General features: G+C 34.8%; 25 protein-coding genes. 1 reads left to right on the forward strand and 24 read right to left on the reverse strand.

The annotated features are described in order from the left end of the window. Window positions 1–3: 3 nt before the first annotated feature. A complete protein-coding gene (locus COC46_RS09600) occupies window positions 4–666 on the reverse strand; it encodes an HlyD family secretion protein (RefSeq protein ID WP_098809485.1) in 663 nt (220 codons plus the stop codon). Between the two features lie 210 nt (window positions 667–876). On the opposite strand from COC46_RS09600, the gene COC46_RS09605 reads away from it, so the two are divergent. Beyond that, entirely contained in the window at window positions 877–1,533 is a 657-nt protein-coding gene (locus COC46_RS09605; protein WP_098809486.1) for a TetR/AcrR family transcriptional regulator, read from the forward strand. Here the strand turns inward: COC46_RS09605 and COC46_RS09610 are convergent. The 23 genes from COC46_RS09610 to COC46_RS09720 form a co-directional block, all read right to left on the reverse strand. After that, a complete protein-coding gene (locus tag COC46_RS09610) occupies window positions 1,497–2,483 on the reverse strand; it encodes a nuclease-related domain-containing protein (protein ID WP_098809487.1) in 987 nt (328 codons plus the stop codon). The genes COC46_RS09605 and COC46_RS09610 overlap by 37 nt on opposite strands. 885 nt (window positions 2,484–3,368) lie before the next feature. Continuing rightward, entirely contained in the window at window positions 3,369–3,770 is a 402-nt protein-coding gene (locus COC46_RS09615) for a F0F1 ATP synthase subunit epsilon (protein WP_098809488.1), read from the reverse strand. Window positions 3,771–3,854: 84 nt separating this feature from the next. Continuing rightward, the gene (gene atpD / locus COC46_RS09620) at window positions 3,855–5,267 is read right to left on the reverse strand and encodes a F0F1 ATP synthase subunit beta (protein WP_098809489.1); all 1,413 of its coding nucleotides are present in this window, start codon (window positions 5,265–5,267) and stop codon (window positions 3,855–3,857) included. Between the two features lie 63 nt (window positions 5,268–5,330). After that, window positions 5,331–6,185: a F0F1 ATP synthase subunit gamma gene (locus COC46_RS09625; RefSeq protein WP_098809490.1), complete on the reverse strand. Its 855-nt coding sequence runs from the start codon at window positions 6,183–6,185 to the stop codon at window positions 5,331–5,333. Window positions 6,186–6,271: 86 nt separating this feature from the next. Beyond that, complete coding sequence (gene atpA / locus COC46_RS09630) at window positions 6,272–7,780, reverse strand: F0F1 ATP synthase subunit alpha (RefSeq protein WP_098809491.1); 1,509 nt, start codon at window positions 7,778–7,780, stop codon at window positions 6,272–6,274. 22 nt (window positions 7,781–7,802) lie between these two features. Further along, the gene (locus COC46_RS09635) at window positions 7,803–8,342 is read right to left on the reverse strand and encodes a F0F1 ATP synthase subunit delta (RefSeq protein WP_098809492.1); all 540 of its coding nucleotides are present in this window, start codon (window positions 8,340–8,342) and stop codon (window positions 7,803–7,805) included. After that, window positions 8,339–8,866, reverse strand: a complete 528-nt coding sequence (gene atpF / locus COC46_RS09640; protein WP_098809493.1) for a F0F1 ATP synthase subunit B — start codon at window positions 8,864–8,866, stop codon at window positions 8,339–8,341. The genes COC46_RS09635 and atpF overlap by 4 nt, the downstream gene beginning before the upstream one ends. A gap of 181 nt (window positions 8,867–9,047) precedes the next feature. Then, entirely contained in the window at window positions 9,048–9,263 is a 216-nt protein-coding gene (gene atpE / locus COC46_RS09645) for a F0F1 ATP synthase subunit C (protein WP_025568599.1), read from the reverse strand. 80 nt (window positions 9,264–9,343) lie between these two features. Next, window positions 9,344–10,078 (reverse strand): F0F1 ATP synthase subunit A, encoded by a 735-nt coding sequence (atpB, locus tag COC46_RS09650; RefSeq protein WP_098809494.1) that lies wholly within the window; start codon window positions 10,076–10,078, stop codon window positions 9,344–9,346. 1 nt (window position 10,079) lies between these two features. Continuing rightward, window positions 10,080–10,460 (reverse strand): ATP synthase subunit I, encoded by a 381-nt coding sequence (locus COC46_RS09655; protein ID WP_098809495.1) that lies wholly within the window; start codon window positions 10,458–10,460, stop codon window positions 10,080–10,082. Between the two features lie 4 nt (window positions 10,461–10,464). Next, a complete protein-coding gene (locus COC46_RS09660) occupies window positions 10,465–10,689 on the reverse strand; it encodes an AtpZ/AtpI family protein (RefSeq protein WP_098809496.1) in 225 nt (74 codons plus the stop codon). A 261-nt stretch (window positions 10,690–10,950) separates the two neighbouring features. Further along, the gene (locus tag COC46_RS09665) at window positions 10,951–13,155 is read right to left on the reverse strand and encodes a S8 family serine peptidase (RefSeq protein WP_098809497.1); all 2,205 of its coding nucleotides are present in this window, start codon (window positions 13,153–13,155) and stop codon (window positions 10,951–10,953) included. A 177-nt stretch (window positions 13,156–13,332) separates the two neighbouring features. Continuing rightward, on the reverse strand, window positions 13,333–13,965 hold the full coding sequence (locus tag COC46_RS09670; RefSeq protein WP_098809498.1) for an AmiS/UreI family transporter: 633 nt from the start codon (window positions 13,963–13,965) through the stop codon (window positions 13,333–13,335). 113 nt (window positions 13,966–14,078) lie between these two features. Continuing rightward, complete coding sequence (locus COC46_RS09675; protein WP_098809499.1) at window positions 14,079–15,263, reverse strand: NupC/NupG family nucleoside CNT transporter; 1,185 nt, start codon at window positions 15,261–15,263, stop codon at window positions 14,079–14,081. Between the two features lie 120 nt (window positions 15,264–15,383). Then, the gene (locus tag COC46_RS09680) at window positions 15,384–15,788 is read right to left on the reverse strand and encodes a cytidine deaminase (protein WP_098809500.1); all 405 of its coding nucleotides are present in this window, start codon (window positions 15,786–15,788) and stop codon (window positions 15,384–15,386) included. A 139-nt stretch (window positions 15,789–15,927) separates the two neighbouring features. Then, window positions 15,928–16,593 carry a deoxyribose-phosphate aldolase gene (deoC, locus tag COC46_RS09685; RefSeq protein WP_098809501.1) on the reverse strand — a complete coding sequence of 222 codons (666 nt, stop codon included), beginning with the start codon at window positions 16,591–16,593 and terminating at the stop codon, window positions 15,928–15,930. Window positions 16,594–16,807: 214 nt separating this feature from the next. Then, window positions 16,808–17,749, reverse strand: a complete 942-nt coding sequence (locus COC46_RS09690) for a DNA-binding transcriptional repressor DeoR (protein WP_098809502.1) — start codon at window positions 17,747–17,749, stop codon at window positions 16,808–16,810. Window positions 17,750–17,863: 114 nt separating this feature from the next. After that, entirely contained in the window at window positions 17,864–18,493 is a 630-nt protein-coding gene (upp, locus tag COC46_RS09695) for a uracil phosphoribosyltransferase (protein ID WP_098809503.1), read from the reverse strand. Window positions 18,494–18,779: 286 nt separating this feature from the next. Beyond that, complete coding sequence (locus tag COC46_RS09700) at window positions 18,780–19,298, reverse strand: DoxX family protein (RefSeq protein WP_098809504.1); 519 nt, start codon at window positions 19,296–19,298, stop codon at window positions 18,780–18,782. A 212-nt stretch (window positions 19,299–19,510) separates the two neighbouring features. After that, window positions 19,511–20,752: a serine hydroxymethyltransferase gene (glyA, locus tag COC46_RS09705; protein ID WP_141550888.1), complete on the reverse strand. Its 1,242-nt coding sequence runs from the start codon at window positions 20,750–20,752 to the stop codon at window positions 19,511–19,513. 166 nt (window positions 20,753–20,918) lie between these two features. After that, window positions 20,919–21,485, reverse strand: a complete 567-nt coding sequence (locus COC46_RS09710) for a TIGR01440 family protein (protein ID WP_098809506.1) — start codon at window positions 21,483–21,485, stop codon at window positions 20,919–20,921. Window positions 21,486–21,601: 116 nt separating this feature from the next. Continuing rightward, complete coding sequence (gene rpiB, locus COC46_RS09715; protein ID WP_098809507.1) at window positions 21,602–22,051, reverse strand: ribose 5-phosphate isomerase B; 450 nt, start codon at window positions 22,049–22,051, stop codon at window positions 21,602–21,604. Between the two features lie 127 nt (window positions 22,052–22,178). After that, window positions 22,179–22,616: a low molecular weight protein arginine phosphatase gene (locus COC46_RS09720; RefSeq protein WP_098809508.1), complete on the reverse strand. Its 438-nt coding sequence runs from the start codon at window positions 22,614–22,616 to the stop codon at window positions 22,179–22,181. Window positions 22,617–22,622: the final 6 nt, after the last annotated feature.

A 22,622-nucleotide genomic window follows, 5' to 3' on the forward strand; every position in this document is an offset into this window, starting at 1 on the left:
TCCTTACTTATGGATACGAACAGAAGCATTCATTCCTGGAACAATTTCAAATGACTTGTTATGATCTAAAGCAATTCTCACAGGTACAACCTGTTCTACTTTCGTATAGTTTGCATTAGAGTTTCCAGAAGGTAATAAAGTAAAAGTATTTGCAGTAGTTAAACCTACAAATTCTACAGTTCCTGTTAAAGTAGTATCTGGGTATGCGTCAACATACACATCAACCTCTTGACCTTTTTTCACGTCTTCTACTTCAGTTTCTTTAATGTTTGCAGTAACCCAAAGATTATTTAAGTTATATGCATAACCAAGTGTAGAACCTGTTCCAACTAATTGGTCTTTAATTGCAGTTGTTTGAACAATTGTAGCATTTGTTGGCACGGAAACTGATACTTCATGTGCAGTCTCCCCAGCAGCTTGAGGTGCTGTTAAAACTTTACCAATCGATTCATTTGCTGAAAAAGTTTTTCCGAATGTACCTGACCAAGACTTAAGTTTACCAGCAGCAGGAGATGAAATCACAATTTGTTGACCATCTATTTTAGCATTATCTGTTTTTATATAATTTGTTGATTGATCATAATAGTAATAACCGGCAAATCCACCAGCAACTAGTACGATTAAAGTAATTATGTTAACAAACACTATCTTCTTCATATTCCCCATAAATAAAATTCCTCCTAAATTTTTAATCGTTTCTCTCTATAAAGATAAGAAAAGTAAAACAACACATTGTCGTTTTACTTCTCATAGTTTTTAATTATAATTGATTTATTAACGTACTCAACCGTTAATAATCTAGATTTTGTTGCTTAAACAACACTATTGTTATTTATTGTTTAATTTCTTAACGTTATTTAATAAAGGAGATGTAAAATGTCCATAAAAAATAATCGCGACCCTCGCGTCATTCGAACTAGACAACTTTTACAAGATGCATTAATTACACTATTAGCTGATAATAACGAATTTGAATCAATCAGCGTTCAAGATATAACCAAGAAAGCCAATGTTAACAGAGCGACCTTTTATAGCCATTACGAAGACAAATACCAAATGGTACGCCAAATTGTAAGAGAAAAACTAATTGATTTAGACAAGGCTATGAAGAATGTTGATTTTAGTACGTATGACGGAAACCCAAGCTCACTTGATGAGATGACCCTACAGTCGTATTATCACCTATTCGAACATATCGAAAAAAACAGCTACTTCTACAAAGTCTTACTTAGAAGACAAGGACCAAATCTCTTTAGAAGAAGTCTTTACGATGTACTAGCAACCGCATTCGAAAAAGGCATTGTATTCATTCAGCCAAAAAAGAATAAATTCCTTGTTCCAAGTGACCTGCTAGTAAGCTATGTATCCGGCGCAACTATGAGCGTAATCTCCTTCTGGGTAGAAAACGACATGCCCTACTCAAAAAAACACATGGCAGACTATCTTTTTAAAATATCAAGAAATGGAATATTAACAACAGCGGGATCGGAATTACACTATAATGCGGATGGATGTGACAACTCGTCTAAATAGTGGGTTTTGTCTTTTTTTGTTCCTGATGATGGTAGGTTTAGTTTGGATAGGAGTCTTGAAGCCGAGTATATTGATGATATATGGAGGAATTCACGAAGTTGTTTATTCTTAACGGTATTACCAATTAATAAATAATAGTCATATAGCGAATGTAAATGAGCCTTTTTTGATACACATCCACAATGAGGACAATACCAAGACCCCTTTGTTCTGATCATCGAATACTCTTTGCACGCTTCACAAATTACTCCCGTCAGTAGTTCGTCTTTTGTAACATTGTATTTCTCAAGTATATTTTGATCTAATAGTTGATTTTGCTTTATCAAAAGCTTGGCAAGCTTACGTATTTCCTTAAATGTATATAAATTTTTAGAATATTTCATTTCAAGTTCTTCTATTTTCTTATAAAGCGCATCTGAATGAATAACTCTACTAGCAATTTCTCGTATATTGTTTGAGGCTTTAATAATAAATTTTGAATTACTTAATACAACTAATGGAACAATTGGATAATTCGAATACTTATTTTGCTCTAACAAATTGCGAAGTTGAAGCTTTTGCCGATCAACTTGAATTATTGGATTTATAAAGGCTTCTTCTTTCCCATCAGTTTTCCGAATCAGCTGGTTAAAGCTTTGATCAAAATAAAGTGTTCCAACAAAATTCTTCACTTCAATGATTAATAAAAGACTTGGTGAAAGGATAATTGTATCAATCTGAAAAAAACGCATTTCACTGTCTAATAGTCTTAAATCATGAATTACAATATACCTTTCTTTTTTGAAAAAGCTCAAGTGATAATCTAAAGACTTTTCACCTTGATAACCAGCTTTAAATTTTGAGAGATCCTCCTCTATTTTAACTCTTTGATTATGTTCAACAGGTATTCTCCTCAATAAAGCTTCTAACTTCTTGATAGTCAGCGGAATCGATCTTTCTTTTAAAATCATTTAATCACCTCTTTTTTATTTTAATGATAAAATTCGACATGATTTATATGTAACCTCCTATTTCAAGATTTTGAAATGTTAAGTGAAGTGTCGCCTCTTCTTAAGTTTTTAAGCTGTTTAAAGGTAATTTAGTCTGATTATAGTTAATTTCTTTAAAAAGTGGATTTAAATTTAACGAGAATATGATGTTTTAAATAATATAGTAGCTTAATCTTTAAGAATATCAACTTGTATTTGCGATTTGAGTGATTTTAATTGTGATTTCTTAATTTTAATTGCGATTTGACTTTTTTATTTGTGATTATCGAAATTTAATTGCGATTCACTATTTTTATTTGTGATTCTCGAAATTTAATTGCGATTCTCAATTTTTATTTGCTATTTTCAATTTTATTGCGATTTGACTTTTTTATTTTGCGATTCTCGAAATTTAATTGCGATTCTCAATTTTTATTGCTATTTTCAATTTTTAATTGCGATTTGACTTTTTTATTTGCGATTCTCGAAATTTATTTGCGATTCTCAATTTTTATTTGCTATTTTCAATTTTTTATTGCGATTTGACTTTTTTATTTGCGCCCTTGAACTAGTAATTTGCGATATGCGTGATTATCTTTACATATTTGAATAGCCTTGGTCTTTAATTGTACTTTGTTCAATTTTTATTTGCACCTAACATTTTATTTGCTGATCAATTAAACTTATTTGCACCATCCCACTGTTTAATTGCACTGCCCTAGTCTTTAATTGCACTTTTGACATTCTTATTTGCACCGCCCCGGTTTACATTTGCACCAAACTACTTTTTTATACCAGAACATTATTTGCAACTTTTGTTTACCACTAAATCAAAAAAAGAGCCCTAAAAAAGGACTCTTTTTTCAATTACTTATATTGTGCAACATTTAAACGGTTCATTGCTTTGTGTAAAGCAAGTTCTGCACGTTTGATGTCTGTGTCAGGACGTTTTTCATTTAAACGTTGTTCTGCACGTTTTTTTGCTTCTACTGCACGTTCAACGTCGATTTCAGTTGAAACTTCAGCAGATTGAGCCAATATTGTAACGGCTTCAGGTCGAATTTCAATGAATCCGCCACTAACTGCAACATAGTCAGTTCCAGTTTGTGATTTAATTTTAACAGGTGCTGTTGCTAACGGTGCCACAGTTGAAATGTGTCCAGGTAAGATACCTAGCTCACCGCTAGTTGCTTTCGTGCTAACGAATTCTGTTTCGCCTTCATAAGCCGGTCCATTAGGAGTGACGATACTGACTTTCATTGTCTTCATAGTGAACTCCTCCTGTCTAGCTTCGTGAGCTAATCAAGTTCATTCAATTAAGAATGATGAACATGCTTTTCGATTAGACAATTATTATACTAATGTTTTTGCTTTTTCTACTACTTCTTCAATGCGTCCAACTAGACGGAATGCATCTTCAGGAAGAGTATCATATTTACCTTCTAAGATCTCTTTGAATCCACTAACAGTTTCTTTAACTGGTACGTAAGAACCTTTTTGTCCTGTGAATTGCTCCGCAACGTGGAAGTTTTGAGATAAGAAGAATTGAATACGACGAGCACGAGCTACGACTAATTTATCTTCTTCTGATAACTCATCCATACCTAAGATTGCGATGATATCTTGAAGTTCTCTATAACGTTGTAAAGTTGATTGAACTTGACGAGCTACTTCATAGTGCTCTTCCCCAACGATATCAGGGTTTAATGCACGAGATGTAGATGCTAATGGATCTACCGCTGGGTAAATACCCATCTCAGATAAACGACGCTCTAGGTTAGTTGTTGCATCTAAGTGAGCGAACGCTGTAGCTGGTGCTGGATCCGTATAGTCATCTGCAGGAACGTAAATCGCTTGAATCGAAGTTACAGAACCTTTGTTTGTTGAAGTGATACGCTCTTGTAATTGACCCATTTCTGTAGCAAGAGTTGGTTGGTAACCTACCGCTGAAGGCATACGTCCTAAAAGGGCAGAAACCTCAGAACCTGCTTGTGTGAAACGGAAGATGTTATCGATAAAGAATAACACGTCTTGGCCTTGCTCATCACGGAAATATTCAGCCATTGTTAAACCAGTTAGGGCAACACGTTGACGTGCTCCAGGTGGTTCGTTCATTTGTCCGAATACCATCGCTGTTTTGTTGATTACGCCAGAGTCTTTCATTTCGTGGTATAAGTCGTTACCTTCACGAGTACGCTCACCTACACCAGCGAATACTGAGATACCGCCGTGCTCTTGTGCGATGTTGTTTATTAATTCTTGAATTAATACAGTTTTACCTACACCCGCACCACCGAATAGACCGATTTTTCCACCTTTGATATAAGGAGCTAATAAGTCTACTACTTTGATACCAGTTTCAAGGATTTCTACTTTTGTAGTTAATTCTTCAAATTTAGGTGCTTGACGGTGAATTGGGTCACGACGTACGTCTTCTCCAACTGCTTCATCTAAGTCTATGTTGTCACCTAACACATTGAATACGCGTCCTAATGTAGCGTCTCCAACTGGAACCGAAATTGGTCTTTCTGTGTTAACTGCTTCCATACCACGTACTAATCCATCAGTTGATGCCATTGCAACTGTACGAACAGTATCGTCACCTAAGTGAAGAGCAACTTCTAATGTTAAATCAATGTTTACTTCATTTGCGCTGCCCGCTTCTTGACGAACACGTAACGCATGATAAATTTGTGGTAATTGGCCGTTTTCGAACTTAACGTCTACAACTGGTCCTAATACCTGAGTAATAATACCATTGCTCATCGCTTTTCCTCCTAGCATTGTTTCCTTAAAAGCCGATCAATTTATTAACCCGTTGTTAGCAGATTAGCCAAGTGCTGCTGCTCCGCCAACAATCTCAGTAATTTCTTGTGTAATTGCTGCTTGACGCGCACGGTTATAGTGAAGAGTAAGCTTACTAATAACTTCTTTCGCATTATCAGTTGCACTTTTCATCGCTGTCATACGAGAAGCGTGTTCACTAGCCTTACTATCTAATAATGCACCATAGATTAAGCTTTCTGCATATTGTGGCAGTAAAACTTCTAAGATTTCATCATCAGAAGGTTCAAATTCGTAATTAGTAGTCGCTTTACCTGTGTCAATATCTGTTAAAGGTAAAAGCTTTTTCTCAGTAACTTCTTGAGAAATCTTACTTACGAAATGGTTATAAGATAAGTATAGCTCATCAAAAATGCCATCAGAGTACATTTGTACTGTACGATTTGCAAATTTTTGAATATCATCGAATGAAGGTTGATCAGGAATACCTAAAACCTCTTCAACGATTGGATAACCTATACGCTTAAAGTAATCACGTCCAACACGACCTAATACAATAACTGCAAACTCATCATTTGACTGATGGCGTTCTTTAATTGTATTTGTTACTGCACGTAATACGTTACTATTAAATGCACCCGCTAAACCACGGTCAGAAGTGATAACGATATAACCAGTCTTTTTTACAGGACGAGTTACAAGCATCGGATGTCTACTGTTTACACCTTTCGCAATGCTTCCAACAACTTCTTGCATTTTTTCCATATAAGGAACAAATTGCTTAGCATTTTGGTCAGCACGGTTTAATTTTGCAGCAGAAACCATCTCCATCGCTTTTGTGATTTGGCTTGTCTTCTTTGTTGAATTAATTTTCGTTTTTATATCGCGTAATGATGCCACAGGTTTTCACCACCTTTTGGTAAACAGTTAAAGGAAGGACGAGCTAATGGCCCGTTCCTTCAATTTCAGTTATTTAAATTGCCCTCTTATTTAGAAGCAATAAAGTTCTTTTTAAAGTTTGTAATTGCAGCGTCAAGGTCAGCTTCGTTTGGTAATTTACCAGTTGTACGAATAGCATCTAAAAGACCTTTAGCGTTGCTGTCCATCCAAGCTAACATTTCTTCTTCGAAACGTGTAATGTCTTCAACTGCTACGCTGTCTAAGTGACCACGTGTTAACGCATAAAGACTAGTTACTTGCTTTTCTACTTTTAAAGGTTTGTGTAAACCTTGTTTAAGTATTTCAACAGTACGAGCACCACGGTTAAGTTTCGCTTGAGTTGCTTTATCTAAATCAGAACCGAACGCAGCAAATGCTTCTAACTCACGGAATGACGCTAAGTCAAGACGTAGCGTACCTGCTACTGATTTCATCGCTTTAGTTTGCGCTGAACCACCAACACGTGATACAGAAAGACCTGCATTGATCGCTGGACGTACACCAGAGAAGAATAAGTCAGACTGTAAAAAGATTTGTCCGTCAGTAATCGAAATTACGTTTGTTGGAATATAAGCTGAGATATCACCAGCTTGTGTTTCGATGAATGGTAATGCAGTTAATGAACCGCCACCTAACTCATCATTTAACTTAGCTGCACGCTCTAATAAGCGAGAGTGTAAGTAGAATACATCCCCTGGATAAGCTTCACGACCTGGAGGACGTTTTAATAGTAATGAAAGTTCACGGTAAGCTACCGCTTGTTTTGATAAATCATCGTATACTACTAATACGTGTTTACCATTGTACATAAACTCTTCACCCATTGTTACACCAGCAAAAGGAGCTAAGTATAACATTGGAGCTGGAGATGAAGCAGGTGCAGTTACAACGATTGTGTAATCTAATGCGCCATGCTTACGTAAAGTTTCAACAAGTCCACGAACAGTTGATTCTTTTTGACCGATCGCTACATAAATACAGATCATATCTTGGTCTGCTTGGTTAAGGATAGTATCGATTGCTACAGCTGTTTTACCAGTTTGACGGTCACCGATGATTAACTCACGTTGTCCACGTCCGATTGGTACAAGAGCGTCGATCGCTTTAATACCTGTTTGTAATGGCTCATGTACTGATTTACGTGCCATTACGCCAGGAGCAGCGTTTTCGATTGGACGAGATTTAGTTGTTTCAATTGGGCCTAAACCATCAACTGGTTGACCTAATGAGTTTACTACACGCCCAACTAATGCTTCACCAACTGGAACTTGCATGATACGTCCAGTACGACGAACTTCGTCGCCTTCTTTAATGCCTGTGTAAGGTCCTAAGATAATAATACCTACGTTGTTTTCTTCTAAGTTTTGTGCTAGTCCCATAACGCCGTTAGAGAACTCAACTAGTTCTCCAGACATACATTGGTCAAGACCATGAGCACGAGCGATACCGTCACCAACTTGGATAACTGTACCAACATCACTAACTTCTATTTCAGTTTGGTAATTTTCGATTTGCTTTTTAATCAGCGCACTGATTTCTTCAGCTTTGATGCTCATGCATTTCACCCCTATCTACAAACTATTTTGCGATTAATTCACGTTCAATTCGAACAAGTTTATTTTTTAAACTGCCATCAAAAATACGGTTTCCAACACGAACTTTGTAACCACCAATTAAAGATGGATCAATTTCGTTTTTCAAACGTATTGAGTTTTTACCTAATTTAGAAGCGAATAACGCTCCAATTTTATCTAGTTCTTTAGAAGACATTGCCGTTACAGAGTATACTGTTGCATCTGCAATATTACGAGTTTCGTTCGCAATCTTTACATATTCAGTTACTAAGTTAGGAATGATGCTTACTCGCCCACGATCAACTAATAAACAAACTAGATTTAACACCGTTTCAGAAATTGAAGCAAACGTGTCATTTAAGACAGACTTTTTGCTTTCTTTCGTTACTCCAGGGTGTTGTATAAACTTATTTAATTCTAAGTTTCCTACATATTCCTTTTTCACTACTTGTAAGTCATGTTCAACAGTTTCTACTAAATTTTGTTCAGTAGCTAATTCAAAAAGAGCGTTTGCGTAGCGCTTTGCAACTATTTCGTTACTCATTTAGCTTCGCCTACTTCTTTAAGATATTGATCAAAAATAGCAGATTGGTCTTCAGACTTCACTTCTTTTTCAAGTACTTTAGAAGCAATTAATACAGATAATGAAGCCACTTGTTGTTGAACTGATTGTACTGCAAGCTCTTTTTCACGAGTAATTTCACGCTTAGCGCTTTCTTTCATGTTTTCAGCTTCTGCTTTCGCTGCTGCAACGATTTCTTCACGTTGTACATCAGCTTGCTTTCTAGCTTTCTCAAGAAGCTCACGAGCTTCTGTACGAGCAGCCACTAACTCTTGCTTTTGCTCTTCAACTAGTTTCATTGCATCAGCGTTGTTTTTCTCAGCTGAATCTAATTGATTAGCGATGTGATCTTCACGTTGTTTCATAATTCCCATTACTGGTCCTAATGCATACTTACGTAATAAAGCAAGTAGGATTAAGAAGATTACTAATTGAAACACTACATCGCCCCAAGCTATACCTGATGCGTGTGCTTCACCTAATACGAATAATGATCCGTTTAACACAAGCCTTCACTCCCTTCAAGGGTATCATTTAATAAGTTTTTCTTTTTATAACATAGCTTAGGACACTAACCGACCTATGCTTTATTTTCAAAATTTAAGCTTTACAACTAAAATGTCATAAAGGAATGGCGAAGTAAATGTGAACACAAAACTTCGCCATTTTTAAACTGCTTAATTAATCTTAAGCTTTACCGAAAGCCATGAATGCGATAACTACCGCGATGATTGGAAGTGCCTCAACTAATGCAACCCCGATGAACATTAAAGTTTGTAGAGTTGAACGTAATTCTGGTTGACGAGCAACACCTTCTACTGTACGTGATACAATTAAACCGTTACCAATACCTGCACCTAGTGCACCTAAACCTATTGCGATTGCCGCTGCGATTAAAGCCATTTTAAATTTCCTCCTTCTTAATCATAAGAAATATATTTTTTATAATAATTTTTATCTAACTACCAAATTTAGTGAGCAGATTAATGCTCGTCCGCCACTTTATGTGACAAGTAAACCATTGTTAACATTACGAAGATAAACGCTTGGATTGAACCAACGAATACAGAGAATCCCTGCCATACGATCATTGGTACTGATGCTGCAATTGTCCAAAGAACGCCTTCGCCTGCGCTTGTTGCATAAGCATGTGTACCCATTGTTGCAAGTAAACCAAGTAAGATTTCACCCGCGTAAATGTTACCGTAAAGTCGAAGACCTAGCGTTAATGTGTTTGCTAATTCTTCAATAATTTTTAATGGGAATAAGAATGGCATTGGTTGGAAGAATGTTTTTCCATACGCTCCAAAACCTCGCATCTTAATACCATAATAATGTGATAAACCAACAATAAAGATTGCTAATGATAAAGTAATGACTGGGTCTGATGTAGGTGATTTCCAAACTGATTTTCCATCGACTGAGATATCGAATGGTAGACCTAACATATTTGAGACAAATATGTACATAAGTAATGTCACACCTAGTGTAAGGAAGCGACCACCAGTTTCCCAATCCATTGTACTGTTTATAATGCCTTTAACGAAATCTATAACCCACTCTAAAAAGTTTTGCTTTCCTGATGGGCGTATTTTTAGACTTCTTGCGCATGTAACTGCGATGATAAAAACGATTACTGCAGCAATGGTTGTCATTAGAACATTTGTTAACGTAAAATCTAAACCAATAAATTTAAAACCATAAGTGCCGTGTTCCAATTTATTCACCTCTCTTCCTTGCAAAAGACGTTTGTTGTAATGCAAAATGTATCATAACGACAAGATGTCCTGTCATTAATCCCGCAGTTAGTGCCGGTATGCTCACAAAATTTTCATACCGAAGCGCGATGACCATAGCTAGAGCCACCGCTGAAAGACAAATTACAGTACCTAAAGATCGAACTTTTTGTTGCTTTAAAACTCGGTCAAAAAAGGTATTTATCTTTCTGTGTAGAATCCATATACAATAAAAGCTAGTTACTGTTCCGAGAATATAACCTGTGAATATTGTCTTATAGTCGGTAAATGCCCAACCCAAAACAGCTAAAGCAGTGATATACAACATATCTCGTGTGAATCGTCTAAAATTTTCTTTTTGCATGTAACTAGTCCCCTGGTGTAAATTGCTTAACTAATTTAAGCGTACCATAGATTCCAGTAAATAATCCTAACAGTAAAAATAAGATCATAAATACTGGTATTGGCCAATTAAAAAATGAATCAATCCATCTCCCTAGAAAGATGCCTATGAGAATAGAACCGACAAGTTGAGCTAGAATGGAAGACATGAGTGCCATTGCTTTAAGAGGATGTTGATTGTTGTTTTTCATACAAAATCCCTCCATGTCAATTTTCATTCCCAAAAAATTGCCAAAAATCTTATCATGGTTTATTCTACAACAAATATTAACTAAAATCTCTAAACATTGAAAACGTTCACAAATTGTTCACAAAACGTTCAAAAAATTTTGATAAGATAGTATTTACACTTAATGTAAACCCTTTTAAACATTCATGTTAAGCATACAATATGTTACAAAAATGTGTCAATTACCTAAATTAAAAAACTATTAAAATTTACTTACCAATTTTTAGTCTTCTACATAAATCTTAGCGACATTAACGTAAGATTCAGTTGCACTTTCATATTGTTTACGTTTATAAAAGATCACAAACTTATAAATTCCATTTTTAGGAAATTCTTTTAAAACTAGTTCTTTCTTGATAATCCCCCTCTTACTATTCTTCTGTTCATCAATTACACCTAACAAACGGAAAGTTTCTGATTCAAAAACAGCAATCTTGTATTCCTCAACCTTACTTGGTAAATAGAGTTCGTATTTATAACGATTTTTACCTTTTACTCTTCCAAAGTGAAATCCCATTACTGACGGAAAATTCGGTTCTCCCTGTAGCAATAAAAACGGCATTCTTAGATTTTCGTCATCGTTTGTGCTAAATGTAATAGCCCCATCATAAAATCCATCTTTTAATACCTTCGTATCTACGGTTGCAGAAAGACTAATCTTCTTACTAGTATGTGCAGGAACCGTAAAAGCCTTAGGTAATACCCATTGTATTCCCTTAGCTGGCTGATTATTTATAGCTGTGACTTGTTTTGGCATATTTGATTTATTAGAAATTCTTACTACAAAATCTTTCTTTACTTTTAAATCCGCTTTTCTTGTTACTCCTAAAGATAAAGACATCGGATATAATGTAGTTTCTGTCTCTAGAGCTTTTTCAATATCTAACCTTCCAGCCCCTTGTTCGTATGCATGATACATCTTTTTATTATTCTTATATAATGGTGTTGCTGTATTAACTAGCACACTTTTCAAATCATCCATGCTCCAATCAGGGTGCAATTGTTTTATTAGAGCTGCTGCACCTGCAACATGTGGACTAGCCATACTTGTTCCTTGAAGCGCTAAATATCCACCTGGAATTGTGCTTTTTATTTGTACACCTGGTGCTAATAAATCCGGTTTCATTTGCCAAGTTCCAGTTACTGGTCCTCTAGAGCTAAAATCCGCAAGAATATCAACTTTTTTTTCATGTCCAGTTTTAGCATCTATTTTAATTTTTTCAATTAACTTTTTAATCATTAAACCTTCTTTTCTTGAAATAGTGGCTGCAGGAATAGTGTATTTCCCTTTAATTTGTCCTATGAAATTGCCATCAATATTATTAAATACAATTACAGCCTTTGCTCCAGCATCTTGAGCATTTTTTACTTTATCAGTAAATGTGAGTTTGCCTCTTTCAAGTAATACAATTTTGTTTTTTACTCTTTTTAAATCGCCTTTTTCACCATATTTCTTAAAAACGAATCGCCCATTTATACCTTTACTCCATTTAGCAGAACCGATCATAGGATTAATAATTGTTTCTTTATTTTTCACATGAATAGATGGAAAAAGAACTGGAGGATAGCTTGCACCAACAGTTAATGCTTTTGACGCAGTTGCAGGTGAACCAACTGTCCATAATCCAGGACCAGAATTTCCTGCTGCAGTTATTGCAAGCACACCCTTTTCTACTGCTTTATCTAATGCAATACTTGTTGGCCAATCCGGCCCATTCACATCATTACCTAATGACAAATTAATGATATCTACTTGATCCTTCACTGCTCGTTCGATTGCGGCCATTACAGTTTCAGAAGTACCAACTCCACCTGGCCCCAACGCTCGGTATGCATAGATTTTAGCTTTAGGAGCTACGCCTTTTCTTTTTCCATTTGCCGCTATTACACCAGCTACATGGGTACCATGAAATGTACTTTTTTCTTCAAGCTTAGTTTCCATAGGATCTTTATCTAAATCAATCGTATCGTAACCTCCACCATAATTCGATTTCAAATCAGGATGTCTATAATCAACACCAGTATCGATTACACCTACTTTAATTCCTTCTCCAGTAATCTTTCTTCCCCTTTGATCCTTATATAATTGAGCTTCTTCCGCACCAATAAAAGGAATGCTATCTTCTAAATGAGCTCTATAAGTTGTAACAAAATGCATATCATTTACTAACGGCATTTTAGCTAACTGTGATAACTCTTCAAGGGAACCTGATACTGAAAAGCCATAGTATGTCTCAGTGTATTGCTGTCTTACTGTTACATTTGGAAAACGCTCACCAATATATTTTAAAGCCTGTGTGATCATTCCATCTTTAATCGAAATTAAAGCTACTTGTTTCTGCTGTTCATGTGCATTAACATACATATTTTTGAATGGTACAAACAAAAAAACTAAACAAATAATTATTTTAAGAAAATATTTTTTCATTCAACGTAGGTTCTCCTTTAACTAGATATTTTCTTTTAGTTTTCTCACTAATCGTTCATTCATGTATAAAAAGGTAATTTTCTCTAGCACTTACATAGATTGCAAAATAAAAAAAGACTAACTAAAAGGTGAAGTATAGAACTTACCTAATAGTTAGTCTTTTATATGTGTTAAATATTAATTTTTTAATTCAGGTTGATTAAACAACTGAAATCTCTTATTTGTAACAAACACTTTAACTTCATGTATGACAAAATACAATATTGAAGCTCCTAAAACTACGATCCATACTTTTGAAATTATTGCATCTTGCCAGATCCCTAAAATCATAAAAAAGGCAGGAAGGGTAATCGTAGTCCACGATTGAATCATTGCAACGATTCCTGTGTATCTTTCAATTTTCTTACCTAATACTAGGCCTGCAAAGAATAAGTACCATAAATATGCCCACATAACCCATAATAGCCCAGTGACTACATCATGTATAATTACAAAATTAACGAAAGCCCATAGCACAGACATGATTGATACCCAAAGTGAGAACCACCCTAAACCAGTGCCATTAAATCCTTTTAAATTTGTAAATCCAACATATAAATAAGTAATACCAAAAAAGAAGATACTTGCCGTATTAAATAATTCCCACTTTCCAGCACCTAAATGCATTAAGATATAGAAAGGAAAAATAATCTGTAAAGTACCAACAAATAAATTTAATAAAGCTGCACTTTTAGCATTCGCTTTATTTAATAAAACAAGACTATTTAAAAATAGAGTTGCACCAGATAAGAGTAAACCTACAGTTCCCATAGTGAATTGTTAAAAAGAAAATTTTTTATGATTAACTTTTTAACTCAACCCTCCTATTTTAAGATTAGAAAAAAAATACAAGCGCCTGATCAAAGTCAAACGCTTGGATTAAATTAATGTAAAACGATCCCAACGATAATTGCCGTTAAAACACTTACTAATGTTGCACCAAATAATAATTTTAAACCGAAACGAGCTACAACATTACCTTGTTTTTCATGTAAACCTTTAACCGCCCCTGCAATAATACCAATTGATGAGAAGTTAGCAAATGATACTAAGAATACTGAAACAATTCCTAATGTACGAGTTGAGAAATGTTGACTTGCTTTCGCTAAATCCATCATCGCAACGAACTCGTTTGAAACAAGCTTTGTTGCCATGATACTACCAGCATCAACTACTTCTTTAAATGGTACACCCATAATGAATGCGAATGGAGCAAAAACATAACCTAAAATCCCTTGGAAAGAGATTCCAAAAATCATATCGAAAATATTATTAATTCCGCCGATTAATGCAACAAATCCAATTAACATTGCTGCTACGATGATTGCTACTTTAAAACCATCAAGAATATACTCACCAAGCATTTCAAAGAATGTTTGTTTTTCTTCTTCTTGCACCGTTAAAATATCTTCTTCAGCTGAAACAGTGTAAGGATTAATAATTGATGAAATAATAAATCCACCAAATAAATTTAATACAATTGCCGTTACTACATATTTTGGTTCAATCATTGTCATATATGCACCTACGATTGACATAGATACTGTTGACATTGCTGAAGCACAAAGCGTATATAAACGATTTTTTGGTAAAAGACCAAGTTGTTTTTTCACTGAAATGAATACTTCAGATTGTCCTAATATTGCAGATGCTACCGCATTATAGGATTCTAATTTACCCATACCATTGATTTTACTTAAAATTAAACCAATATACTTAATGACAAACGGTAAAATTTTTGTGTATTGTAAAATACCTATTAAAGCAGAAATAAATACGATTGGCAATAATACATTTGTGAAGAAAGGAAAAGCACCATCATTCGCCAATCCACCAAATACAAAATTCACACCTTCAGCAGCGTATTCTAATAGCTTCCCAAACCCGTTAGAAATTCCTTTAATTAAGATTAAACCTACTTCTGTATTTAATAATAAGAAAGCTAAAACGATTTGAATAACGACCATTATGACTACTGGACGATATTTAATGTTTTTACGATCACTGCTAGCAATGTAAGCTAGACCGAAAACAACTAGTAATCCGATAAGAGCTATAATATATTTCATGTTTCTCCCCCGAAAATCCAATAAATTTTATTTTTATAAATATAAGCGCTTTCAAAACGAACACAACTTTGCATTTGTTGGATGTCAGACATCATATAGAAGTTAGATGTCAGACAAGGATTAACCTTGTAAATCTTTTGAACTAAATGATCCAGGAAGTAATTCCTTAACCGTTGTTTCTGCGATCTCACCTTTTAAGTTAGTTAAGTATACTTTTGTATTTTCATCACTAAACTCTGCAATTACTTGTCTACATGCACCACATGGTGAAATTGGGCCTTCAGTATCCCCTACTATTGCAATCGCTTCGATCTTTGCTGAAGTATTTCCAGCAGCTACTGCACTAAATATAGCCGTTCTTTCCGCACAATTTGTTAGTCCATAAGAAGCATTTTCTACGTTACAACCTGTATAGACAGTTTGATTATTCAATAAAATTGCTGCACCTACTTTAAATTTCGAATAAGGTGCGTATGCATTTTCACGGGCTTTTAAAGCTTCATTGATTAATGATTGAGTATTCATTGTTATCACCCTTTAATGAATTGTTAGGTAATTCTTAATTAAAGTGTGTGAGTTTTGTCTTCGCTTTACCATATTACCAACGTAAGAGCTAAAGAGCAATAACTCACTCACTTTTTTTTATATTAAAATTATTTCGAAATTAATAAGCTGTGTTTGCTTCTTCACCTTGAACGATTTTAACACCAGAACTAGTACCGATACGGTTTGCACCTGCAGCTACTACATTTTCTACGTCTTTTAAGTTACGAACACCACCAGATGCTTTAACCCCTACGTTTTCTCCAACAGTTTTACGCATTAACGCTACGTCTTCTACTGTAGCTCCACCAGTTGAGAATCCTGTTGACGTTTTTACAAAGTCAGCACCAGCTTTAACTGATAATTCACAAGCTCTAACTTTTTCTTCATCAGTTAAAAGACAAGTTTCAATGATTACTTTTACTAAAGCTTTACCTTTAGCAGCTTCGACAACTGCACGAACATCTCTTTCAACTAATTCGTCATTTTTTTCTTTTAATGCAGAAATATTGATCACCATATCAATTTCTCCAGCACCATTTTCAATTGCGTTTGTAGTTTCAAATGCTTTTACTTCTGGAGTGTTTGCTCCTAGAGGGAAACCAATTACAGTACAAACTTTCACTGAAGAATCCTTTAGTAATTCACTTGCATAAGAAACCCAAGTAGGATTAATACAAATTGATGCAAAGCTAAATTCCTTTGCTTCTTCAGCAAGCTTTGCAATTTCTTCTCTTTTTGCGTCAGCGCGTAATAATGTGTGATCTACTAAATTTGCATAATTCATATATAATCGCTCCCTTAATGAGGTTATTTTCATAAAATTAATGTTATTTACGATGTTACTTCGAATCTGTCTTTACTATAACACCACTATGAAATTTTGTAAAATATATTTTGAACTTATGTTCAAGGATAATTTTTCCTATAAATTACAAAAAAATAGAAGCCTTTTTCTGGCTTCCTTTTTCAAGATAAAGAGACTTTTACCTTTTTTCTCCTTACCCCAGCTCTAGCAATCGTTTTGCCGTAAATTGATCCGTTATCAACACGTTTGCATATTTACCCATTAACGCACCGTGGATCGCATTTATTTTTCTTTCTCCGCCTGCAACTAAAATAGATTTCTCCTTACTTCTTAACTCGTCTAACTCAATTCCAATCGTTCGACGATCAAGAAGTTCAGAGTAAATATTTCCTTCTTTATCAAAAAAGCGTGAGCAAATGTCTCCTACAGCAAATGTCTGTAGGTCCTGTTCTTCCTTCTCGTTTAAATAACCCACTCTAAATAATAACGCGTCTTTTTTTACAGTTCCTACAGTAAAAATGGCGACATTTGATTGCTTCCCTAATTCAATTAATCGACCAATATGACGGTCTTCTTCGACCATCTGTTTTACTTGTGGATTATCAAAAATAACCGGAAGTGGTAAGTACCTTGGAACGGTATTAAATGCTTCAGCAAACAGGTTTACCGTTTCGGATGCATAAGTATTCGTTTTAGAGTAACTTACTCCTCCATTAAGTTGAATGACTTCTACCCCTTTTACTTGTTTATTACTTAGTTTCGTTGCAATATGATACATCGTTGTTCCCCAAGTTACACCTACAATATCACCATCATGAACTAAATCGACTAACACATCTGCAGCTTTTTTTGTGATCGTTTGTAAAATCTCATTATTGTCGTCGATCGGTGAGTAGCAAACCTCAACAGATTGTAAATTATATTTTTGCTTTAACTCTCTTGCTAAGTCTTGATTGCCTTCTAGAGGATCAATAATTTCAATTCGTACATATCCTAATTCTTTTGCCTGTTGGAGTAATCGTGATACAGTCGGACGCGAGATTCCTAATTGGGTAGCAATCTCTTGTTGACTAAAATCAGAGTCATAATATAGTCTTGCAGCATCTATTATTAGCCTTTGTTTTTCGAGTGACATTCCATTATACCCCTTTTACTTACCGATCCTTATTTCACGTATCAAATTTTTAACTATTATACCCCGTTTCATTAAAAAAAGCTCTCCAAGGTTAGGAAAGCTTCGAAAAAGCAATTATTTCGTACCAAATAAACGGTCTCCAGCATCGCCAAGACCAGGAACAATATAACCATGATCGTTTAATTTTTCATCAAGAGCAGCTATGTAAATATCAACATCTGGGTGTGCTTTTTGTAAAACTTCAACACCTTCTGGAGCTGCAATTAAACACATAAACTTAATATTTTTAGCTCCACGTGTTTTTAATGAATTAATTGCTTCAACTGCTGATCCACCTGTCGCAAGCATTGGATCAATCACGATGAAATCACGTTCTTCTACATCCGTAGGAAGTTTAACATAATATTCAACCGGTTTTAAAGTCTCAGGGTCACGGTATAATCCAACATGTCCTACTTTTGCCGCAGGAACTAATTGAAGGAAACCATCAACCATCCCTAAACCGGCACGTAAAATTGGTACAATCCCTAATTTTTTACCAGCAATAACTTTTGCTTTTGCAGTTGCAACTGGTGTTTGGATTTCCACTTCTTGTAATGGTAAATCGCGTGTAATTTCAAATGCCATTAAGCCTGCAACCTCATCAACTAGTGCGCGAAATTCCTTTGTTCCTGTATCTTTCTTACGAATTAAAGAAACTTTATGCTGAATTAACGGATGATCAAAAACGTATACTTTACTCATTTATATCGCTCCTTGCAATTACTTAGTAATTTATGATTCTTAAAAAGAATACCGAAAGCGGTTAAATAATTCAAGCCACATCATACAATCGCTTAGAATTAATTTATGTCTTTTTTCAACCCAACTATATTTTTTCCTTTTTTTGCTAATTTAATTGCTGTTTTGACCTATTTTTTATAAAAAACTCCTCTTCTACATAATTATAAGTAGAATAGAAATTCTATTTTCTGTACTTCGTCTACATGCTAAAGAGAGAACCAAACGGTTCTCTCTTTAGATTCTATATTTAAGCTACTTTACTTACATTGTTAGTTGGTACTTTTGGAGTGAAAGAAGTTTTTTTATAAATAAACTCGCTAATATAATAATCCAATCCAATACGTCCTGCATTTGAACCTGCAATAATAATAAAGATTCCTAATAATACCATTTGTGGATTTGTGCTAGTTGTACCACTAAACATAAATGCGAAGTTCATCATTAAGCCGAAGAACATGGCCGTTTTTGTAAAACATCCAAGAATAAGTCCAAGTCCAATTGCAAATTCTCCAATCGGTACTAAAAAGTTAAATAAATCTATATTTGGTATCGCAAAGCTTGTAAGGAAGTCTGCCCACCAAACTTGAACAGCAGGATGTTCACCTGTTGCACTTTTTACTGCAAATCCTAAAAATCCAGAAGCATCGAATCCACCAGCTGATAACTTACCCCAACCCGCATGGATCCACTCATATCCTAAATAAAGACGAATAATAGTTAAGAAACCAGATGCAATTTTATTAGTTCGTAAAAAATTAATAAACATAATTTTCCGCCTCCGTTGAAGTGATTTTTTAATTGATTACAGATTTATTGTACTCCATTCTCAAATAATATTGTGAAATATTTCACAAGTTTTAATGAACTTTTTGTGTACTATATCGCATACTATTCTAAAAAAAAGCTACCTTTAGTACCGCATCTCCAATTGCTTTTTTACAATTTTCAATGCAGTTCTAAAGGTAGCTATTTTATTAATTAAAACGTCGGATATAATTCGTATTTGCTAGATAAAGCATTAACTCGGTTACGAGATGCTTCTAATACTTCTTGGTTTTCATGATTTTTTAATGTCTCAGCAATGATTGATGCAATTTCATCCATATCTTCTAAAGTAAATCCTCTTGAAGTTACAGCTGCAGTACCGATACGGATACCACTTGTTACAAACGGACTTGCAGGATCAAACGGAATCGTATTTTTGTTACATGTTATACCAATTTCATCTAATACATGCTCAGCAACTTTACCAGTTAACTCTAATGATCGAACATCAATTAAAATTAAGTGATTATCTGTACCACCAGATACTAAGTTTAAGCCGTTAGATTTTAAGCCTTCAGCTAAACGAGCCGCGTTATCAATGATTGATTGTGTATACTTTTTAAAATCTTCATGTAAAGCTTCACCAAACGCTACAGCTTTTGCTGCAATAACGTGCATTAATGGTCCACCTTGAATTCCAGGGAAGATTGACTTATCAATTGCTTTTGCATACTCTTCTTTACATAAAATCATACCACCACGTGGTCCACGTAAAGTTTTATGAGTTGTTGTTGTAACGAAGTCAGCAAATGGAACTGGATTTTGATGAAGACCAGTTGCTACTAGACCTGCGATATGAGCCATATCTACCATTAAGTAAGCGCCAACTTCATCTGCAATTTCTCTGAATTTTTTAAAGTCAATTGCTCTTGGGTAAGCACTTGCGCCCGCTACAATTAGTTTTGGTTTATGCGCTTTAGCTTTCTCTAATACATCTTCATAATTGATTACTTGAGTTTCTGGATCTACTCCATACTCAACGAAATTATATTGGACGCCACTGAAGTTTACTGGACTTCCGTGAGTTAAATGTCCACCATGTGATAAATTCATACCTAATACTGTATCACCTTGTTTTAGAATAGTGAAATAAACTGCCATATTCGCTTGAGCACCTGAATGAGGCTGAACATTTACGTGTTCCGCTCCGAAAATTTCTTTTGCACGGTCTCTTGCAATGTTTTCTGCGATGTCCACATACTCACAACCGCCATAATATCGTTTGCTTGGGTATCCTTCAGCATATTTGTTTGTTAATACTGAACCTTGGGCTTCCATTACTGCTTCGCTTACAAAGTTTTCAGAAGCAATTAACTCGATTTTAGTACGTTGTCTACCTAGTTCTAACTGAATTGCTTCATACAATGATGGATCTTGCTTTTTTAAATTTTCCACGGCTATATCCCCCTTATTGTAAAACACGAACATTATTAGTATAAATTTACTATATTATTCGATAAATCGAACGAATTCCTTTCTATTTTACCATGTTTCGCATTAAAAATAAAAGATTTATCTTTCGAAATACTAACATTTAGCAATTCTATTCTATTAAAAAATATTATTTCAAGTCTTCATCTATTGAATAGACTGCACGTGCTCCACCAATTAACTTTGGACGCGTTTTTGCTGCAGTAATATGAGCTTGTCCAACTTGTTTGATGTTTGTTCTTAAAGGTACTGCTACATGCTTTAAGTGCATACCGATTAAAGTATCACCAATATCGATTCCTGCATCAGCTTTAATCTGTTCAACAATTACAGCATGCTCTAACTGTCTATATGCATATGATGCAAGAGCACCTCCTGCTGTACGAACTGGTACAACTGTCACCTCGTCTAGTTGTAAACCTTTTGCCGTCTTTCTTTGAACAACTAGTGCCCTGTTTAGATGTTCACAGCATTGAAATGCTAATTGTACCCCTGTTTCATCTTGAAAAGCCTTAATTTCATTAAATAAAACTTCCGCTACTTCTAAAGTCCCTGAGGTTCCAATTCTTTGTCCGCTTACCTCACTAGTGCTGCATCCGATTACTAAAACATGTTCATTTGTAAAATTCACGTGATCATTTAGTTCATTTAATAATGATTTTATTTGTTGCACTATTAAACTTAATTCTTCATTCATTTCTTTTCTCCCCTCGTGGGATCCAGATTTTAATCTTTTTCAAAATACTTTCACTCATTATTAAAAAAGCCGATAATCTTCACAGTCTGTTTTGGATTAACGGCTTTATTACGTTTTTATAATTGATTATTTTTTTCGTAATCTTTAATTTTATTTATTCGGTTTTCATGACGACCGCCTTGAAATTCTGTCGTTAACCAAATCTTTGCAATGTCTCTTGCCAAACCAGGACCGATCACTCGCTCCCCCATTGCTAAAACATTCGTATTATTATGCTCGCGTGTTGCTCTTGCACTGAAAGTATCGTGTGCTAATGCGCATCGAATCCCCTCAACTTTATTTGCTGCAATTGACATACCAATTCCTGTTCCACATATTAAAATACCACGGTCTACATCTCCACTTGCTACTTTTTGTGAAACTGGAAATGCATAGTCTGGGTAGTCTACAGATGTACCACACTCACAACCATAATCTTCGTATTGAATGCCCATTTCGTCCATTAAACTCATAATTTCTTGACGTATATTTACTCCACCATGATCAGATGCTATTGCTACTTTCATTAGATAACCCCCGTATCAATCTCTTCAATTTACTTGCTATGTATTGGATTACTTTCCATTACTATCTTACACTATTATGTTCAAATTTAGGGAATCTAATTTATCATCCAATCGCTAATTAAATTAATTATTCGTTTGGATTCTGCACTATTTGTTTTACTAATCCTTCTAATTCATTCAAAGTATTTTCATAAATTGATAAAGAACCTCCATAAGGGTCAGATATATCTTTACTTTGCCCATTTAAATACTCATAAAATGTAAATATTTTCTCCTTATACTGAGGAAATTTAGAAACTAACATTTGCTTATGGCTCGACGTCATTGATAAGACATTCGATGACCATTCCAGTAGTTCTTCATTTACTTGTTGCGAGGAGTGATTCGTTTCAATCCCTTTATTTTTTAGAGCCAATATTGCATTTTGAGACGCAGGTTCACCTGACATTGCAAATACACCGGCAGACTGTACCTGATATAACTCATTACCATGATGCCTTAACAGCGCTTCAGCCATTGGGCTTCTGCACGTATTTCCAGTACAAACAAATAATATTTTTTTCATCTTAAT

The sequence above is a fragment of the Bacillus sp. AFS041924 genome (assembly GCF_002577195.1).
Lineage (GTDB): Bacteria > Bacillota > Bacilli > Bacillales > Bacillaceae_G > Gottfriedia.

What these genes read in the sequence shown, in the direction of transcription:
- COC46_RS09600 (WP_098809485.1), bottom strand. Translation starts at nt 666, where the DNA reads ATGGGGAATATGAAGAAGATAGTGTTTGTTAACATAATTACTTTAATC.
- COC46_RS09605 (WP_098809486.1), top strand. Translation starts at nt 877, where the DNA reads ATGTCCATAAAAAATAATCGCGACCCTCGCGTCATTCGAACTAGACAA.
- COC46_RS09610 (WP_098809487.1), bottom strand. Translation starts at nt 2,483, where the DNA reads ATGATTTTAAAAGAAAGATCGATTCCGCTGACTATCAAGAAGTTAGAA.
- COC46_RS09615 (WP_098809488.1), bottom strand. Translation starts at nt 3,770, where the DNA reads ATGAAGACAATGAAAGTCAGTATCGTCACTCCTAATGGACCGGCTTAT.
- atpD (WP_098809489.1), bottom strand. Translation starts at nt 5,267, where the DNA reads ATGAGCAATGGTATTATTACTCAGGTATTAGGACCAGTTGTAGACGTT.
- atpA (WP_098809491.1), bottom strand. Translation starts at nt 7,780, where the DNA reads ATGAGCATCAAAGCTGAAGAAATCAGTGCGCTGATTAAAAAGCAAATC.
- COC46_RS09635 (WP_098809492.1), bottom strand. Translation starts at nt 8,342, where the DNA reads ATGAGTAACGAAATAGTTGCAAAGCGCTACGCAAACGCTCTTTTTGAA.
- atpE (WP_025568599.1), bottom strand. Translation starts at nt 9,263, where the DNA reads ATGGCTTTAATCGCAGCGGCAATCGCAATAGGTTTAGGTGCACTAGGT.
- COC46_RS09655 (WP_098809495.1), bottom strand. Translation starts at nt 10,460, where the DNA reads ATGCAAAAAGAAAATTTTAGACGATTCACACGAGATATGTTGTATATC.
- COC46_RS09660 (WP_098809496.1), bottom strand. Translation starts at nt 10,689, where the DNA reads ATGAAAAACAACAATCAACATCCTCTTAAAGCAATGGCACTCATGTCT.
- COC46_RS09665 (WP_098809497.1), bottom strand. Translation starts at nt 13,155, where the DNA reads ATGAAAAAATATTTTCTTAAAATAATTATTTGTTTAGTTTTTTTGTTT.
- COC46_RS09670 (WP_098809498.1), bottom strand. Translation starts at nt 13,965, where the DNA reads ATGGGAACTGTAGGTTTACTCTTATCTGGTGCAACTCTATTTTTAAAT.
- COC46_RS09675 (WP_098809499.1), bottom strand. Translation starts at nt 15,263, where the DNA reads ATGAAATATATTATAGCTCTTATCGGATTACTAGTTGTTTTCGGTCTA.
- COC46_RS09680 (WP_098809500.1), bottom strand. Translation starts at nt 15,788, where the DNA reads ATGAATACTCAATCATTAATCAATGAAGCTTTAAAAGCCCGTGAAAAT.
- deoC (WP_098809501.1), bottom strand. Translation starts at nt 16,593, where the DNA reads ATGAATTATGCAAATTTAGTAGATCACACATTATTACGCGCTGACGCA.
- COC46_RS09690 (WP_098809502.1), bottom strand. Translation starts at nt 17,749, where the DNA reads ATGTCACTCGAAAAACAAAGGCTAATAATAGATGCTGCAAGACTATAT.
- upp (WP_098809503.1), bottom strand. Translation starts at nt 18,493, where the DNA reads ATGAGTAAAGTATACGTTTTTGATCATCCGTTAATTCAGCATAAAGTT.
- COC46_RS09700 (WP_098809504.1), bottom strand. Translation starts at nt 19,298, where the DNA reads ATGTTTATTAATTTTTTACGAACTAATAAAATTGCATCTGGTTTCTTA.
- COC46_RS09710 (WP_098809506.1), bottom strand. Translation starts at nt 21,485, where the DNA reads ATGAATGAAGAATTAAGTTTAATAGTGCAACAAATAAAATCATTATTA.
- rpiB (WP_098809507.1), bottom strand. Translation starts at nt 22,051, where the DNA reads ATGAAAGTAGCAATAGCATCTGATCATGGTGGAGTAAATATACGTCAA.
- COC46_RS09720 (WP_098809508.1), bottom strand. Translation starts at nt 22,616, where the DNA reads ATGAAAAAAATATTATTTGTTTGTACTGGAAATACGTGCAGAAGCCCA.